Raw genomic sequence first — 18,742 nt, 5'->3', positions numbered from 1 at the left:
ATATTTTGCCTTAACTATAGGCAACTTCTTCTAACTGGTTTGCCAAAAGCAAGCCTTTTATTTTATCATCAAATGCCGAAAGGGCGGCTTTTGATCCTTCTCCCATTGCAATTACTATTTGCTTGTAAGGTACAATTGATACATCACCAGCAGCATATATTCCTGCCTGATTAGTTCTACAATTTGAATCAATTTCAATCTCACCAATTCGATTGGTCTGAACTGTATCTGAAAATACTTGGCTGTTTGCGGTTAAACCAATTTGAATAAAGACACCGTCGGTTGTTAAAACCTCTTCCTTATTCGTTACACGGTTTTTATATCTAATTGAATTTACTTTGCTTCCATCACCCTCAATGCTTAAAGTTTGAGCACTGGTAGTAATACTTACATTCGATAATTCTTTAATTTTATCTTGAAGTACCTGATCGCCTTTTAATTCATCCATAAATTCAAGCACCTTTACTTCAGTGGCAATTGCAGATAAATCAATTGCAGCTTCTAGTCCAGAGTTTCCGCCACCAATTACAACCACTTTTTTCCCTTTGTAAAAAGGACCATCGCAATGAGTGCAAAAGGCAACACCAGCACCAATGTAGTCACTTTCGCCAGGGATATTTAATTTTCTCCAACTAGCTCCGGTAGCAATAATAAGAGCAGGTGTTTGTAGCGTTTCGTTTAAAGATGTTGTAAGTGTTTTTATTCCATCAACTACCTCTAAATTTTCTACCTTACGATTGTCTAAAATATCAATTGGATAATCGTTAAGGTGTTTCATTAAGTTACCGGATAACTCAGATCCAGTCGTTTTTGGAATCGAAATCATATTTTCGATAGAAACTGTTTCAGTAACTTGGCCACCAATTTTTTCAGCAACAATGGCAACTGAAAAACCTTTACGAGCAGAATAAACAGCTGCAGAAACACCGGCAGGTCCTCCACCAGCAACAATTACATCATATTCTTTGTCTTCTTGGGCTTGTGGCTGGTAATCACTTCCAAACTGATCTTCAATTTTCCCCAATAATTCACCTAATGATGAACGACCAACATGCAATTGTTTTCCATTTGCATAAACACTTGGAACTGCCTGTATATTTAATTTTTCAACTTCTTCAATATTAATCGCACCATCTATTATTTCATGAGATATATTCTCATTATAGAAAGCCATGATATTCAATGCTTGAACAACATCAGGACAATTGGTACAAGAAAGTGAGATAAAACTCTTTAATTCTACCTTTTGTGAGATGCTTTGAATTCTTTGGGTAAGAATTGCATCAGGTAAGTTTTTCCCAATTCCATCTAGATTTAAAATAGCTAATAGCAAAGTGGTAAATTCATGTCCGTTTGGAACAGCCTTGAAGGTTACATTGGTATTTTTGTTGTTCTTTAGGATGGTAAATGATAATCCCGATTCTTCCTGTACTTCCACATTTACTTTATCTGCACAAGATGCAACATCCCTTAAAAGTGAAACTAATTCTTCTTTGTTAGAATGAGTAGAAGCTACCTTTATTTGAAATGTATATTGATTTTTAAGCGATGCAAATAAATCAATAACCTGATTTTTTATAGTTTGTTCGAGCATTGTTTTTTTTTGATTTTGAAACAAAACTGTCCCTAAAATAAATTTAAGGACAGCTTTTGGGTGTTATTCTTATTATATTTTACCAACCAGGTCGATACTTGGTTGTAAGGTTTCATTTCCTTCTTTCCATTTTGCTGGACATACTTCAGAAGGATTTTTAGCTACAAACTGCAATGCTTTCAATCTTCTTAGTAACTCTTCAGCATTTCTTCCTACGTTTCCTGCAACAACTTCGTAAGCTACAATTTCGCCTTCAGGATTTACAATAAAAGTTCCTCGTTCAGCCAATCCAATTTCCTCAATCATTACATCAAATCCACGAGATAAAACTCCTGTTGGATCTGCTAACATAGGGTATTGAATTTTCTTGATTGTGTCTGAAGTATCGTGCCATGCTTTGTGTACGAAATGGGTATCGGTAGAAACCGAATAAATTTCACTATCGATTGCTTTAAACTCAGGATAAAGGTTCGCAAGATCTTCCAATTCAGTAGGACACACGAATGTAAAATCGGCAGGGTAGAAGAAAAATACAGACCATTTACCTAGTAAATCTGATTTTTTAACGCTTTTAAAATCGTTGTTTGCAAATGCTTGAACTTCAAAATCTACAATTTGTTTTCCAATTAATGACATACTTATTTTTTTTTAATATGATTATTTATTGTTTTGTTTTTTATCCGCTGCAAACCTAATACGACTTGCAATATAAATCAAATAGATAATAATTAAAAAACCATAGATAATATCGATATGTGTTACTGTAAGCCTTTATTTGCGTATGTTTTATAAGTGGAAATTAATTTATTATAAAGATTAATTCTATCTAAAACAGGAAATAAGTGATCTGTTTTATTAAAATCAGATAGCCTGAAATCAATTTATAGATATGTTTAATTAGAATTTATTGAAAAATAAAAGAGAGAGTCCCAAATGGAACTCTCTCTTATCTCATTGTAAGGTGAGAATTAGGATTTATAACTACTAAAAAAGTGTTTGATTTTAATAAAAATCAAACGGTTAAACATTTGTTATTCAATAAGGTTTGAATCGATTCAGCCAAGCGTTGAACACCAATTCTATTCTGGTCTTCATCCATATAGGAAAAGTTAATCCTCATGGTATTTTTGCCACTACCATCGCAGTGGAAAACCGAACCCAATACAAATGCGACATTCTTCTTAATTGCAATTTCAAAGAGGTCTTCCGCATCCATATCTTCAGGCAAGATAAGAAAAAGAAATAAACCACCCTCGGGTTTTGTCCATTTAACACCCTTAGGCATAAATTCTTCAAAGGCTTCTAACATCACATCGCGTTTGCGATGGTACATTTTTATAATGTTTTTTAAGTTTTTGTCGAACAATCCTTTTTCTAGATATCTGGCGGCAATTTTTTGTACAAAAGGAGAGGTGCAAAGGTCAGTCGACTGCTTGGCTTTCACAAATTTGTCAAGAATCGCTTCGTGAGCAATTACCCACCCAATTCTAAATCCAGGAACAAATATTTTAGAGAAAGTTCCCAAGCAAATTACTTGCCCTGAATTGTCCAGATCATACATCATTCTTTGAGATTCCCCCTCGAAACGTAATTCTCGATACGGACTGTCCTCAATGATTAAAATATTGTATTTTTTCGCAATATTGATAATTTCCAATCTTCTCCATTCTGGCATTGTGATACCGGCAGGATTTTGAAAATCAGGGATTACGTAAATGAATTTTGGTAAATCATTAGCTGCTTCAAGTTTAGACAAGCTTACTTCTAGTAAATCTGAACGCATTCCAAATTCATCAAATTTTATTCCAACAGGAATTGCTCCATAGTTCGAAAAAGCACCTAAACCACCTAAATAACTTGGTAATCCGCAAATGATTTTATCGCCACGGTTAATGAATATTTTACCCGCTAAGTCGAGTCCTTGTTGCGATGAGGTGAGTATACTAATGTTATCAATACTAATATTTAAGCCAATTTTTTGATAGCGTTCAAGCAGGATTTCCCGAAGATGAGTTTCTCCCTCAGTTTGACCATATTGCAAAGCAGAACTTCCCTCTTCTTCCAGAACTTCATTGCTAATTTGCTTTAGTTCTTCAATTGGAAAGGTGCTAGGAGCAGGTAATCCGCCCGCAAAAGAAATGATGTCAGGTCTTTGAGTTAATTTTAAAAGCTCTCTGATAACCGACCGTTTCATGCCCTTGGCACTATCAGAAAGAATGTTTTCTAAATTTGTGATCATGTTCCCCCTTTTCTAGAATGTGTGTTGTGTTCAATCACTTATGTGTTGATTATCACTCTATTCAATTTACGCCAATTTTTAAAAGAGATCAAAAAAATTGATGTTGGAAACGGAAGGGGTTTGCTAATTTAAAATCAATATACTCAGCTTAAATAAAACAGTTAAATCAACTCTCTAAGTTTATCGAGCTGTCTTATTTTATTTACGTCTCGCATGTTGCGTGCTGTTTCGGTAAAATACTGATGATTCTCTATGAATTTGATTTGGAGTCTGTTCCAGTCGTCAATGCTTTTGATTTTACTATGCTCTTTCAATTCTCGATACAAATTTCCCGATACTGGAATAAAATCGGTGCGACCAAGGTAATCAAGATCAGCATCGCATATGATCATCTCTAATTTTGTCTTTGGTTCAGGTGGAAACTTGGTATTCATAATAAGATTGGCAACCTGATCAATTTGTTCTTCAGAGTAGAAATATTTTGGTAAGATATGACGAGCCATTTTAACACCACATTCTTCATGATTATTATACGATAAGATAAAACCTGTATCATGAAATAAGGCTGCAGTTTTTAGAATAATCATCTCAGGATCTTTAACACCTTCTTTTCTGCCAATAATTTCAACCTCTGTAATTACATCAATGGTGTGTTTTAGGTTGTGATAATATAGATTTTTAGGCAATTCATTTTCCAACTTGGTTAGAATGGCTTCTTCTAAATCATCGTAACGCAGCATTTGAAATTGCGTGATGAAATGTTGATTTGGTACCAAGCCCTTTAGATCGGAAGACATATTGGGCTTAAAACCTTTTACAAAGTACATGTCAATATTTCCTTTGTATTTGACTGGCATTCGTCCTCTGTATTCACAAATAAAGAAATCACGAACTAGCATATAGGTCATTCCTGAAATATTTATTTCGCTTACAGAACCAGATGATTCCATTCTACTTGCAGTGTTTACAGTATCGCCCCATATGTCGTAGCTAACTTTTTTAGTTCCAACTACACCAGCAATTACAGGACCAGTATGTACACCAATTCGTAAGCCCCAAATGGCTTTTTTACCCGCTTTTGAGTTGATTTTCATGCTTTTCATGTACTGCTGAATTTCCATGGCAGCCAAAATTACCTCTATTGGGTTGGTTCGATTTTTATTTGGAATACCACCGGCACACATGTAAGCATCACCTACCGTTTTAATTTTTTCAATATTGAATTTTTCAACAACAGAGTCAAAGTGCATAAAAAACTTGTCCAGTTCATCTATTAGATCTTCTGGGTTCATTTGTTCGACAATTTTGGTAAATCCATGGATGTCGGAAAACAAAACGGTTACCATTCTATATCTTTTAGAGCTAACTTTTCCTGTAGATTGTAATTCTTCTGCAGTTTGTTTAGGTAGTAAATTGGAAAGTAATTTCTCTGCTTTTTCTTTTTGATCTATTATCTCTTGATTTTTATCGTAAAATTCATTTTCAATGCTTTTTCTTTGTTTTTTTAACCTTAGTTGATGCCATAAATACATCAAGGCAAAGAGAAATATTTGAATAATCCCAACTACTACTATGTTTTCGGAGATGAAACTGACTGTGTTTTCCCCCAAACTTAAAAGTAAATTTGAAAAGTAATTGGCTGGAAATAATAAACTTAAACAGTATAGAGAGACGTACATTAGATTCAAATTAGTATTCAGTGCAAAGAATGGTAATAAAAATAGCCAAGAATTTTTAAAATATCAGCCTTCTTCGTAAATTAATACTCAATCTTAACAGAAGCCCTATATATTTGCTTGTTTAGAAGAAAATAGCTAAATTGTCCAACGGTTATGTTAATTTTTTTATTGACCATCCTTTTTACTTAAAACTATGGAAAACACTAAAAGATCAATACTCGTGGCATGGGATTTTTCAACTGTCGCAGAGTACGCATTAGAGCATGCTTTAATATTTGCTGAAAATGTTGATGCAAATGTAACATTGCTGCATATTGTAAAAAAAGGATCTCATATTGAGGAAGCTAATGCAAAAATGCTTGAGGCCGTTGAGAAAATTGAAAAAGAGAAGGGAATTCGCCCTGAAATAGTTGTACGTGAAGGAAGTATTTTTACTTCAATCAACGATATCGCAAAAGAAATGAATTCCATGCTAGTACTTATGGGTACTCATGGCATTAAGGGAATGCAAAAATTGACAGGTAGTTGGGCTTTAAAGGTTATTATTGGTTCACGTGTACCTTTTATCGTTGTGCAAGCTCCTCCAGTGCATAAGAAATATTCGTCTGTTGTTTTGCCTGTTGATTTTAAGAAAGAGAACAAAGAAAAATTAAGCTGGGCTGAATTTTTAGGTAAATTCTTTAAAGCAAAAATGCGAATTATTACACCTAAAATACCTGAAGGTCAAATGCTTCAGAGAACAAAAGCCAATTTGGTATTTGCTAAAAAGTATTTGGAGAACAGGGGTATTGATTATGAAATTGATACGGCTGATGGGGGTAGCGATTTTGCAATGGAAACAGTTGATTTTGCTAAAAAAATAGAAGCAGATATCATCTTAATCATGACAACAAAGAACATTTCATTCCAAGATTATATGTTGGGTGCTCATGAGCAGTTTGTGATTGCTAATTCGGCTCACGTTCCTGTTATGTGTGTTAATCCAAGAACAGACTTAGCCAAATATGGCAGTTTTTATTAAAGCATAAATTTGAAATTTATATATTTGAACAACGGTTGTATGGCCGTTGTTTTTTTGTATCCATAAACTGATAAGAGAGTAATTATGAAGCTTGTTTTTGCAACCAATAACCTGAATAAATTAAAAGAATTACAGCATATTTTAGGTGAAGATATTGAACTTTTAAGCTTGTCGGATATTAATTGTACCGACGAAATTCCAGAAGATTACGAGACATTAGAAGAAAATGCGAACCAGAAGGCAAAGCATATTTTTGACAAGTACAATGTAAATTGTTTTGCTGATGATACTGGTTTAGAAATTGAAGCTCTAAACAATGAACCTGGTGTATATTCCGCTAGATACGCTGGCATTGATAAGGATGCGAAAGGCAATATGAAAAAGGTACTTGCAAATTTGAAAGGCATCGAAAATAGAAAAGCGCGATTCAGAACGGTAATATCTTTATTAATTGATGGTAAAGAGACTCAGTTTGAAGGTATTGTTAAAGGAAATATCCTTGAAAAAGAGCGTGGAATTGATGGGTTTGGATACGATCCAATATTTGAACCGGAAGGTTACGATGTTTCTTTTGCGGAAATGGAAATGAGCGAAAAAAATAAAATTAGTCATCGAGCTTTGGCAGTACAAAAACTGGTGGCGCATCTAAATAAGATTAAATAAATCCTTAAGAACAATCATATGTCAGTTTTGCGAAATCTACTTCTTGCACTATTCGTTCTGTTTTCCGTAAAGGGTTATGGACAATTGCGATTAGGTGAATGGCGTGAGCATTTACCCTATCAAAAAGCCAATAGATTGGTAAAAGCTGGAGATAGATTGTATTGTTTAACGGAATCAGGTTTCTTTTCCTATTCGTTGATTGATAATGAAATTGTGGCATACAGCAAAACCAACGGCCTTTCAGAATCGAAGGTCAGTTCAGTAGCTTGGTCAGAAAATGAACAAACATTATTAGTAGCCTATGCAAATGGGAATTTGGATTTAATATCAGAGGGAAGAATTACAAACCTTCCTGATATTAAAAACTTTGCTTTGGTAAGTGATAAAAAAATCAACTCGATTGTAATTCGTGATGGGCTTGCTTACCTAGGAACTAATTTTGGAATTGTAGTAATTCACATTGATAGAGAAGAAGTTGCAGATACTTACTTTATAGGCAATGGAGGAGAGCAACTTGTTGTTAATGAGTTAACACTGAGTGAAAATGAGATTTGGGCAGCTACCGATCGAGGAATTTTCTCAGCAAATTGGAACGCGATAAACTTGGCTGATTTTAACAGTTGGACACTTCAAAATGGTATTCCTGATTTTCAAAAGGAGTGTAAGCATTTGACGTTTTTGGATGGAAACCTTATTGTTAGTCGTGATTTTTTAGAGACGCAAAGTGAGTTGTATCAGTATAATAATGGTGTCTGGTCTACTTTTGGAAGTGGTTTTTCAAAAATCCATTCATTGAATAGTTTAAACGATCAATTGTGGGTTGTACAATCGGAAGAAACACAAATATTCAACTCAAATGGCATACAGGCAGATGCAATTGGTTCATCGAGTTTGTTGCACATGCGCGACGCCTATAAGTTTGATGGTAGAACATTTGTTGCCGATTGGGAACAATCATTAACGGAAATAACAGGAGGTAATTTGAGCTTTATTAAGCCTGATGGTCCTTTGAGTGGAAACATTAGCAATGTTTATTCAAATGGCAGTGATACATGGGCTGTAGCAGGAGGATTTGATGATTCCTATGAAGCTTTGGATCGAAAGGCTGAGTTGTACCAATTTCGCGATCAGGAATGGTCTAATTATACTGAAAAGAATACAGATGCTTTTATTGGGAGTTCCGATTTGATTGCAGTTAGTGGGAATCAAAGAGATCAATCGCGTGTTTATACAGCTAGTTGGGGCGATGGAATTTTTGTTTTTAAAGATCAGCAATATTTAGAGAAATGGAATTCTGGAAATTCACCCTTAGGAACAAAAGGCATAAGTGGTCTTGATAGCGATACAGATGGAAATTTATGGATTTTGGATGCCAACTCATCAAGTCCGGTAAAGGTTCTTTCTTTAGAACGTGAATGGACAAGTTTGAATTATTCAACACTTGCAAATCGGGTGAATATGAGAAAGATTCTCTGTTTGTCGAACGGTGATAAATGGGTTTTAAATAATCTGGGGCAATCCTTATTTGCATTCAATGAAAATGGAACTTTGGCAAATGAAGATGATGATGTGATTGCTTCTTTTCTTGTTCGGGATGAAAATAACGCTACCATCAGTTCGCAGGTATATGATGCCGTTGAGGATGAGGATGGAAATGTTTGGTTGGGAACAGATAATGGAGTAGCAGTTTACGCTAATCCTGGAAATCTTTTCCGAAGTGGTGACTTTATTGCTTATCAGCCAATTATCACAATCGATGGATCAACTCAATATTTATTGGGAAGCGAAACTGTGGTAAGTATCGCTGTTGATGGAGCCAATCAAAAGTGGCTAGGAACAGAAAATTCAGGTGTGTTTTTGGTATCTGAAAATGCAGATGAGCAATTGGCACATTTTACAAACGAAAACAGTCCTTTACCTTCTAATTATATTCGAAAAATTTCAGTTAATCCTTCTAGTGGGGAAGTGTTTTTCCTTACCGATAAGGGAATGGTATCCTACAAAGGTGGAGTTACAGAAGGACAGGAGTCTTACAATGATTTGTATGTTTACCCAAACCCAGTTAGAGAAACTTATCATGGCGATATTGTTGTGAGTGGCTTAATGTCTGAGTCAACTGTGAAAATTACCGATATAAGTGGTAATTTGGTGATGGAAGGAAAATCAGCTGGAGGACAGTACATCTGGGATGGCAAAAACTTTAACGGTTCTCGAGTTCATACAGGTGTTTACCTAATATTCTGCTCCAATTCAGATGGTTCCAAATCAAAAGTGATTAAATTACTCTTTATTCACTAAACTTATTGGCATGATTCATCAAACCAAAGGCATTGTATTTAGCCAGTTAAAGTATGGCGAAACAAGCATAATTGTGCAAGTTTATACAGAGAAGTTTGGACGTCAGGCCTATATTGTAAAAGGTGGTCGATCGAAAAAGTCAGTTAGCAAAAGCAATTTATTTCGACCTTTCTTTCTTTTGGATATGGAAGTGTACCATAGAGAAGGCAAGAATCTTCAATCCTTGAAAGAAGTTCGATTGTGCGAGAATTTAAACAATCTGGTTTTTGATGTGTACAAAAGTGCTATGGTACTTTTCTTAGCAGAAGTTTGCTCAAAAGTACTTCGTGAGGAAGAGCATAACCAAGATTTATTCGTTTTCTTATACAATAGTATTCGTTACCTTGATTTAACGGAAGAGTCGATAAAACGATTCCATTTGTATTTTTTAAGCAAGTTAACACGCTTCTTAGGTTTCTTTCCACAGTTAAATTGGTCGGATGAAAATGCCTTTTTCGATATGGATAATGGCTTTTTTGTACCTGAAGCAAAGACACATGCTCATTGCCTGAATTTACAGCTTAGTCGAAAGCTTAATTCTTTATTTAATACTTCAATTGATCTTGTTAATGATTTAAAGATGAGTAGTGAAGAGCTTGGTGAGGTTTTAAGAGCTATTTTGAATTTTTATGCCCTCCAGATTGATGGTTTTAGCAATTTAAAGTCTCTATCTGTACTGCATGAACTCTTTCAGGAGGAGGAATGATCTGTCCATTCTTTTTATTTATTAAATCCTTTCTCCAATTGTTTTGCTGATTAACAAGATTTGAATATTTTTGCATGTCTTTTGGCCCCATAGTTCAAGGGATAGAACAAGTGTTTCCTAAACACTAGATACAGGTTCGAGTCCTGTTGGGGCTACAAAAAAAACACTGATAATCAAATGGTTGTCAGTGTTTTTTATTTTAATGCTGTTTCTGTTCCATTCTTAACAGGCAAATTCTTCGAAGAAATATTACTTCTTTAAAGAACATTTGAGTCATTTTTTAACTAATTAGCGGCTCAAACATGCCAAATCCTAACAATTTATAGATTCATTCTGAAAGTCTTTTAGGATCGCATAAAACCCGTTTAATTTTCATTCCGTTATTCAGCTACATATTATTTTACATACCGTTTCATTTGTTGGAATATCAAGCACATTAGAAACTTACATGGTGAAATGCAAGTGTAATTGTCAAGTAACTGACATTTTCGACTTCAGTTAATGGAAACTTGATTCCCTTTAATATTGATATGAATAAGAATCAGAAGATTTTTGAAAAAAAGTACAATAACATTTGTATGTACAACTAATATATCTATATTTGCAGCAGATAAAGAAACAAACATGACTAAAGAATCTAAGACATTTCACGAATGCTGCCTGTATTTTACAGTCAATTCTTTCGCCAGAAAAATTAATGAAATGGCAGAAGAGGAGTTTAAAATAACAGGATTGACTTCCTCTCATGCTTACTTGATGCTCACTTTGCTTGATGAGCCAGGACTGAGTCAGAATGAATTGAGTCAAAAAATGAATCTGAAAGCTTCTACAATGACTCGTTTTATCGACAAGTTAATGCAAAAGCAATTGGTGGAGAGAATGCAAAAGGGGCGATCCGTTTTTATTTATCCAACCGCAAAGGGAAAAGAACTGAGAGTATTGATTGAGGGAGCAATGAAAAAAATGTATGAAAGATATTATGAAGTGTTGGATGAAGATTTTTCCAAGAATCTAACTGCAGATATTAACAAAGCAAATATGCTTTTAAAGGATTAGTCCTTTTTTAGTTATATTAATAGTTGTATGTACAACCAAATGATAAATGGTTTTAATCATACGTAAAAAATTCTAATATATTGTATGTGAAAGTGTTATAAGATGTAGTGTACAATGGTTTTTTAGGGAATAGAGAATAATAAATTTAAATATTAAGAAAATGAGTAAGCTGATTATTACAAAAGACAATGGAGTGGCAAATGTTATTATTAAAAACCCACCAGTAAACGTTCTGACAATCGATTTAATTAACGAAGTCAATGCTTTTATCCTTTCCTTAAAGGATGATCGCGACACTAAAGTCGTTGTATTTAAATCCTATCACGAGATGTTTTTCTCGGCTCACCTTGATTTAAATGTCATAAATGGCACACCAGGAGGGCAAGCTGCAACTATTGAATTCAGTAGTATGATTAATAACATCAAAGCCATGAAGCAACTTTCAATTGCTATTGTTGATGGTGTGGCCCGTGGCGGGGGAAATGAATTTGTCATGGCTTGCGACTTGGCCTATGGTACAGAGAATGCTGCATTTGCTCAACCAGAAATAGGAGTTAATATACCTACTGGAGGTCAGGGTGCGGTACAATTTGCACGCCGAATGGGGAAAAGTAAGGCTCTTCAAGCGCTATTAATAGGTAACGATTTTACGGCACAAGAAGCTGAGAAACGAAACATCATCACTCAATTTGTGCCTAAAGCAGAAATGGATAATTTCCTTGATCAAATACTAGCGGTTATTGGAAATTTGGAAATACGTGATATCGTGATGTATAAAGAAATTATCGCTGCTTCCATTCTGGATGAAGAAGCTGGAGCTGAGATGGAATTGCGATATTTTCTTGAGCGCGCCAAAGAGAAAAAAACAGAGATAATTATCGAAGCCTTTTTAAAGCATGGTGGCCAGACAGAACGAGAAGGCACTGACTTTCCGGGTTTGTTCGCCGATATTGCTGCAGATTTTTCAAAATGAGTCCTGTAAACAGTAAACAAACATTTAAAGGCATTACTAGTTATTCTATTGTGTTTATTTAATAATTAAACCCAGTAGGGAATGAATTACCCCCTTACTGGGTTTATATTATCTAGAACAACAAGCCTAGTTAGATATAAAATTTTTAAAAAGTATAAAAATGAAATTTGAAGGAACAACCTATAGGCCCCCGGTAGAAGCAAACAGCATGTTATTGCAAGTAACAGTCGGGTGTGCTCACAACGAGTGTACGTATTGTAATATGTATGATGATGTTAATTTTCGTGTGATAAATACCGATCAGATAGAGCGGGATCTGAAGGAATCTAGGCAAATGTATCGCAATGTGGAACGTATATTTCTTGTAAATGGTGATGCTTTTGTTTTGAGTGCAAGACAATTGAAAAAGATCGCAGAGATGATCCATGATTATTTCCCAGAATGCAAAACCATTACGATGTATGCCTCTATTCAAAATATACAATCAAAAAGTGATGAGGATCTTAAAGAACTGAAAGCTTTTGGAATTAATGATTTATGGGTTGGAGTAGAATCTGGTTGGAATCGGGTCGTTTTAGATATTAAGAAGGGATATACGGTGGATGAAGCCAAAACAGAACTTGCCCGCCTAAATGCTGCTGGTATCAATCACATGGCAGGTTTAATGCTTGGTGTGGCAGGAAAAGACAAGGGCTTGGAGAATGCAAAACAGACTGCAGCCTTTCTGAACGAAACGAAACCAAAACTAATTTGGGCAGGTACTTTGGGCTTGTTTGAAGGTACGCCTATGGCTAATGATGCTAAGAATGGTCTGTTTTTACCAGCTTCAGAAATTGAAATTCTTGAGGAAGAAAAAGAACTAATCAGAAGCATCAATTTGGAAAATATTCCCTTTTACGGGGTTCATCCTACAAACACGTTTCCGGTTATTGGTGACCTACCCAGAGACAAACAAAAAATGATTGATAAGATAGATCTCGGAATTAGTGAATTAGGAGAGGAGAGACTTTCAGATTCTTTCCAACGAAACTCTTTATAAAACGATACTAAATAGAGACGACTATTAATTGCAAAAGTTAAAATTTAAAGAACAAGAAGATGAGATATGAAGGCAAAATTTTCAGACCCCCTCCAGAGGCGGATAGCTTTCTGTTGCAATGTACCATTGGCTGCTCCCACAATGAATGCACCTTTTGTGGTATGTATAAAGACCGTAAATACAGGGTACGCTCCCTGCCAGAGATCATAGGTGATATTAAGATGGCAAAAGTTACTATGGGGCGGCGCTTGCTAAAGGTTTTCTTATGTGATGGGGACGCCATCTCTCTTGATACTGAGATACTGCTTGAAATATTATTCGAACTATATAAGGCGTTTCCCTATCTACGACAAGTCAGCACTTATGTGGGACCACAAAGTACGCTTAGTAAAAGTGTTGATGAGTTAAAACAATTGCGCGAAGCCGGATTAACAACAACTTATCTTGGTGTAGAGTCTGGAGATGATCAAGTCTTGAAGGATGTCCGTAAAGGTAGTTCTTCATTAGAGATTCTTCAGGCAGGACAAAATATTGTCGAGTCCGGGATGAATTTGACAGCGATGATAATGCTCGGCTTGGGGGGGAAAGGTTCGAAATCACATATTTTGGCAACGGCTGAGATTATTAATAGGATGAAACCTCATCATCTGGGTATTTTAACGACAGTTCCTGTAGCGAAAACGAGCCTTGCAAGGCAAGTGGAAAAGGGTGAGTTTAAACTACAAGATGCCTACGAAACTCTGGAGGAGATGAAAATACTTTTAGAAAACATTACCCTTGATAATTTAGGAATAGACGGAACTCACAAGTCAAACTTTTTGCCCTTGATGGGCTATATGAAAAATGACAAATTGAAGTTGATTGATGAGATCGAATTTGCTCTGATAAACAAGGAAAGAGCTTTGGTTGGAGTACCATATTTAGGCCAATTCTAAATCTTTCCTTCCGGGAGTTTGTTTATGATCTATTGGATATTTTCAAATCTTGTCTTTTTATGAAATCAAAGTCTTACAGAGGTTGTTGCTTTCGATAATGTTTAGTTTTGGATATTAGTATTAGTAGTTTGAATTGTTAAACACTTCATACGGCAAACGTTATATACTATAATCAACTCATATTAACAAGGGAGGCAAATAAGGGTATATTTACCTAAGGGAAATCTAGCAATACACTAATAGTTAGGGGGGTGTGGTTTTTAAATTGGGTTCCGTTGGGGGTGTATATAATCCTTGTAAGTACATACTTACGAGGATTTTTTGTTTTTATGCAAAGGCATGAATTTTTTACTATGTTTGGCGCACTTAAAACAACAATAACAAACATTAAAAAGTAATTATTATGAGTGGCGTAATCATAAAAAATTCGAGAAACACGGAGAATGCACCCCAATGTGCTATGTCTACACAATCTGTAGCTTTTTCTCATTACAATAATATCTCAGCTCAATTGCCTATCGATGCGAAATCGGGTAAAATTGTAGCTGGTGGTGTAAAAGAGCAGGCCGAGCAGTGCTTAGCAAACATTAAAGCAATTGTAGAGAGCATTGATCATACGATGACTGATGTGGTTCGCATTAATGTTTACCTTAAGAATATCATGGACATTAAAGTTGTAAACCAAGTGTATACAACATTTTTCCAGAGCTATCTTCCAACACGTACAGTACTTGCTGTTGCTGCTTTACCTTTGGATGGTGCTTTAGTGCAAATGGATGCCGTTATTTCAAACGGCGAAGGAACTACACCACAAGAGCCTTGCGATCTTGTAAAATTGGTAAGAAATACAGAAAATGCTCCTAAAAATTCTGTATCAACACAGACTGTAGCTTTTTCTCATTACAATCATATTTCAGCACAATTACCTGTCGATCCTAAAACGGGTAATATCGTAGTTGGCGGTGCAAAAGAACAGGCAGCACAGTGTCTTAAAAATATCAAAGGAATTATGGAAGGTATCGACCATGTTATGGACGATGTGGTTAAAACAACGATATTCCTTAAAAACTTATCGGATGTTGAAGCTGTAAACGAAGTTTGTGCAAAATTTTTCCCAAACTATGTTCCTGCACGTTCAATTCTTAATGCTTCTGCTTTACCAATGGATGCTTTGGTGCAAATTGATACTGTTATTTCGCACGGAGATGGCACACCGCCACAGCTTCCTGAAGATACCAGTCTACTTGTGATCGAAGCAAGCAATACGGAAAATGCACCAAAAGTGCCTTATTCACATACGGTTGCTTTTTCTCATTACAATCATATCTCTGGTCAGTTGCCTATCGATCCAAAGTCTGGCGAAATAGTAGCTGGTGGTGCAAAAGAGCAGGCTACTCAGTGTTTGAATAACATTAAGGCAATTGTGGAGAGTATCAACCACAACATGGACGATGTGGTTAAAATTAATATCCAAGTTAGAAATATCGCAGATATGGATGCCGTAAACGAGGTTTATCCAACATTCTTTAAAGGCGATCTTCCAGCAAGAACAGTAATTGGTGTTTCAGCTATCGCTCAGGATGCTTTGGTACAAATGGATGCCATTCTTTCTAACGCGGAAGGAACACCTCCAGCTAAATAAGGAGATCCATCTTTGATTTTCTTATCTTAAAAGATAGTATTTCATAACTTATATAAGTTCTAATAGCTTGAGTTTCGCTCAAGCTATTTTTTTTCACTGTACTGATTGGCTTTTTGTAGGAATTGCTGTTTAGACTTCCTTACAGCAATCATTTTATTTTACCGTATTAGCATGTTTATAATAATTATATTTAGAGAGATAAGAGAGCTGTTTTAGGAGGTTTGAAGATGCTTTTTTGAAAGAAATAACTATATTTAGATAACCGAGAATAACCACATTTAACGATGCCTTAAAAATCGGATTGCAACCTAATTGATTATTAACTAAGCAATTTGTATGTTCCAAATCGACTTCCCCACAGTCTTTATTAGCTATTTAATTACGAATATTGTCAGCCTAGTTGTAATTGGTCTACTCTTTTTACAAATCAAAAAGAGATTTCCTGGTACAACTGAGATACTGCTTTGCTTTGTTTTTAATGCATTAGGAACCTTCTTAATTTTTATGCGCGGTGTTTTTCCCGATTGGATTTCAATGACTGTAGGAAATACTTTAATTTTCTCATCAGGAGTAATGATGCTAATTGGACTACAACGATTTTATGGAAAAAGAGCATCTCAACTTCATAACTATATTTTAATATTAGTCTATTTCCTTGTTCATTTTTATTTTGCCTATTTCGACCCAATACTCTTTGCAAGAGTCCTTATTTCATCCTTTGTTTTATTCTATATTTTTTCTCAGAGTGCATGGTTCATGTTGAGAAAAACGCCCCTTACGATGCGAAGTATGGCAAGAGGAGTGGGTATAATTTTCCTCATTTTTAGCTTGATCTATGTATGGCGGATCTTTTATCTTTTAAGCGAAGATCAATTCACAACTTACTATTTTAATGCAAACAACTCTGAAACAGGCTTTATCATAGCCAATCAAATTGTTTTTCTATTCCTTGCTTACAACCTCACTTTGATGTTTAATAAGCGTTTGCTAACGGAAATATCAACACAGGAAGAATTGTTTCAAGGCCTCCTAAAAAATTCTTTTGACATGATTGCTCTTCTTGATTCTAAGGGTGTTCAACATTATGTGAGTGAATCTTGTGAGAAAATTTTGGGTTTTAAAGCAGAAGAACTGATAAATATTCCCGTTATAGAAAGGTTAATTCATCCAGAAGATCAAGAGTCAGTGCTAAAAGATTTTCTGGATATGATTGAAAATAAGGAAAGTGGAGGAGTCCAGTACCGACATCGTCATAAAAATGGAAATTGGGTTTATCTGGAAGCATTTGGGAACAATCAATTAGATAATCCTGCAATTAACTCGGTTATTGTTAACGTTCGCGATATAACGGAACGAAAACTTGCAGAAGAAAGGTTAAAAGAAAATGAGATAAAATATAAAGATTTAGTTGAAACAGCAGACATAGCAATTCTTATCGATGATGAGGATGGATATTTTAAATTCTTTAATGATAAATTTTGTGAAATATTCGGTTATACCAGACAAGAAATAGAACAATTGCCCATACGAGGCTTAGTTCATCCCGATGACGTTGAATTCGTAATGAGTCATCATGATAATAGAGTAAAAGGTGAAAAAGCCAATGCAAAATATGAATTTAGAGGTGTTCGCAAGAACGGTAAAACAGTTCATTTAATGGTGTCAGCAGTTTCTGTAAAATCGAATGGTGAAATTACAGGTTCGCAAAGTTATATATGGGATATTAGCGAACGCAAACATATGGAAGCTGTACTTTTGGAAAATAAGCATCGTAACGAAAAAGCTCAGGCATTGGGGCATGTCGGAAACTGGGAATATAATCTTAAAACAAATGCTTTTTGGGTCTCAGATGAATCAAAAAGGATTTATGGTTTTGGCTTGGATGCAAATAATTTTAGTGCAGAACAAGTTGAGAATTGCATTCCAGAAAGAGAAAAGGTGCATCAAGCATTAATTGATCTTATTAATCGTGATAAAAAGTATGATATAGAATTTGAAATTATACCTGCAGATAAAACTCCTCGAAGAATACTTCATTCCATTGCAGAGTTGGAAAGAGATGCTTCTAATAATCCCTTAAGGGTACGCGGTGTGATCCTTGATATTACGGAGCGAAAACAAACAGAACAAATTATCAAAGAAAATGAAATACGGCTAAAGGAACTGAATGCTACTAAAGATCGTTTTTTCTCTATTATTGGGCACGACTTAAAAAGCCCTTTTAACAATGTAATTGGCTTTAGCGATCTTATTATAGATCAAATTCAGGAAGGTGATTACGAGCAAGTAGGCAAATACGCTGCAATTATTCAAGATTCCTCGGAACGAGCTATGAATCTGCTTAATAATCTTCTTGAATGGTCGCAAACACAAACCGGCAGAATTAAATTTAACCCAGAACATACCGATTTAGTAGGTATAATCGATGAGGTGCTAGAATTGTCAAACGTTGCTGTTCAGCAAAAGAATATAACTATTTTTAAAGATATCCCTAAAAGCATTTCGCTTGTCGCGGATCAAGAAATGATCAATACGATATTGAGGAATCTAATTACCAATGCCATAAAATTTACCAATTCGGGAGGAGAAGTAAGCATTAGCACCAAACAAAGCGAAAAGGAATTGATTGTTTCTGTTGCTGATAATGGAGTTGGGATGAAAAAAGAAGACATTGATAAACTATTTCGGATAGATTACTGTCACACAGAAAAGGGCACAAACAAAGAAGCAGGAACTGGCTTGGGCTTACTACTTTGCAAAGAGTTTGTCGAAATCCACAAAGGAAAAATTTGGCTAGAAAGTGAACTAGGGAAGGGAAGTGTATTTAAATTTTCGATTCCAAAGAATTAACTCACGAC

Annotated in this window: 14 protein-coding genes and 1 tRNA gene; 11 read left to right on the top strand and 4 right to left on the bottom strand. The window is 35.2% G+C overall.

Going from position 1 to position 18,742, the window contains the following annotated elements:
* Positions 1-10 precede the first annotated feature (10 nt).
* From ahpF to L3049_RS17580, 4 genes are all read right to left on the bottom strand, one after another.
* On the bottom strand, positions 11-1,594 hold the full coding sequence (ahpF, locus tag L3049_RS17595) for an alkyl hydroperoxide reductase subunit F (RefSeq protein WP_275111136.1): 1,584 nt from the start codon (positions 1,592-1,594) through the stop codon (positions 11-13).
* 72 nt (positions 1,595-1,666) lie between these two features.
* Positions 1,667-2,230 carry an alkyl hydroperoxide reductase subunit C gene (ahpC, locus tag L3049_RS17590; protein WP_275111135.1) on the bottom strand — a complete coding sequence of 188 codons (564 nt, stop codon included), beginning with the start codon at positions 2,228-2,230 and terminating at the stop codon, positions 1,667-1,669.
* A 376-nt stretch (positions 2,231-2,606) separates the two neighbouring features.
* Complete coding sequence (locus L3049_RS17585) at positions 2,607-3,833, bottom strand: aminotransferase-like domain-containing protein (RefSeq protein WP_275111134.1); 1,227 nt, start codon at positions 3,831-3,833, stop codon at positions 2,607-2,609.
* A gap of 161 nt (positions 3,834-3,994) precedes the next feature.
* Positions 3,995-5,512 carry an adenylate/guanylate cyclase domain-containing protein gene (locus L3049_RS17580; protein WP_275111133.1) on the bottom strand — a complete coding sequence of 506 codons (1,518 nt, stop codon included), beginning with the start codon at positions 5,510-5,512 and terminating at the stop codon, positions 3,995-3,997.
* A 193-nt stretch (positions 5,513-5,705) separates the two neighbouring features.
* On the opposite strand from L3049_RS17580, the gene L3049_RS17575 reads away from it, so the two are divergent.
* The 11 genes from L3049_RS17575 to L3049_RS17525 all read left to right on the top strand — a co-directional run bounded on the left by L3049_RS17575 (position 5,706) and on the right by L3049_RS17525 (position 18,734).
* Positions 5,706-6,533: a universal stress protein gene (locus L3049_RS17575; protein WP_275111132.1), complete on the top strand. Its 828-nt coding sequence runs from the start codon at positions 5,706-5,708 to the stop codon at positions 6,531-6,533.
* 84 nt (positions 6,534-6,617) lie between these two features.
* On the top strand, positions 6,618-7,196 hold the full coding sequence (locus tag L3049_RS17570) for a non-canonical purine NTP diphosphatase (protein WP_275111131.1): 579 nt from the start codon (positions 6,618-6,620) through the stop codon (positions 7,194-7,196).
* Positions 7,197-7,214: 18 nt separating this feature from the next.
* Positions 7,215-9,494: a type IX secretion system anionic LPS delivery protein PorZ gene (porZ, locus tag L3049_RS17565; protein WP_275111130.1), complete on the top strand. Its 2,280-nt coding sequence runs from the start codon at positions 7,215-7,217 to the stop codon at positions 9,492-9,494.
* A 10-nt stretch (positions 9,495-9,504) separates the two neighbouring features.
* On the top strand, positions 9,505-10,239 hold the full coding sequence (gene recO / locus L3049_RS17560; protein WP_275111129.1) for a DNA repair protein RecO: 735 nt from the start codon (positions 9,505-9,507) through the stop codon (positions 10,237-10,239).
* Between the two features lie 83 nt (positions 10,240-10,322).
* A tRNA-Arg gene (locus L3049_RS17555) sits at positions 10,323-10,394 on the top strand.
* Positions 10,395-10,863: 469 nt separating this feature from the next.
* Positions 10,864-11,295, top strand: coding sequence for a MarR family winged helix-turn-helix transcriptional regulator (locus tag L3049_RS17550; RefSeq protein WP_275111128.1), 432 nt, complete (start codon positions 10,864-10,866; stop codon positions 11,293-11,295).
* Between the two features lie 160 nt (positions 11,296-11,455).
* Positions 11,456-12,268, top strand: coding sequence for an enoyl-CoA hydratase/isomerase family protein (locus L3049_RS17545; RefSeq protein WP_275111127.1), 813 nt, complete (start codon positions 11,456-11,458; stop codon positions 12,266-12,268).
* A 160-nt stretch (positions 12,269-12,428) separates the two neighbouring features.
* The gene (locus L3049_RS17540; RefSeq protein ID WP_275111126.1) at positions 12,429-13,307 is read left to right on the top strand and encodes a radical SAM protein; all 879 of its coding nucleotides are present in this window, start codon (positions 12,429-12,431) and stop codon (positions 13,305-13,307) included.
* 59 nt (positions 13,308-13,366) lie between these two features.
* On the top strand, positions 13,367-14,242 hold the full coding sequence (locus L3049_RS17535; RefSeq protein WP_275111125.1) for a radical SAM protein: 876 nt from the start codon (positions 13,367-13,369) through the stop codon (positions 14,240-14,242).
* Positions 14,243-14,645: 403 nt separating this feature from the next.
* Positions 14,646-15,884, top strand: a complete 1,239-nt coding sequence (locus L3049_RS17530) for a RidA family protein (protein WP_275111124.1) — start codon at positions 14,646-14,648, stop codon at positions 15,882-15,884.
* 336 nt (positions 15,885-16,220) lie between these two features.
* Complete coding sequence (locus tag L3049_RS17525; protein ID WP_275111123.1) at positions 16,221-18,734, top strand: PAS domain S-box protein; 2,514 nt, start codon at positions 16,221-16,223, stop codon at positions 18,732-18,734.
* Positions 18,735-18,742 lie beyond the last annotated feature (8 nt).

It is taken from the genome of Labilibaculum sp. DW002 (assembly GCF_029029525.1).
GTDB lineage: Bacteria > Bacteroidota > Bacteroidia > Bacteroidales > Marinifilaceae > Paralabilibaculum > Paralabilibaculum antarcticum.
This window is presented reverse-complemented; position numbering and strand designations above follow the sequence as displayed.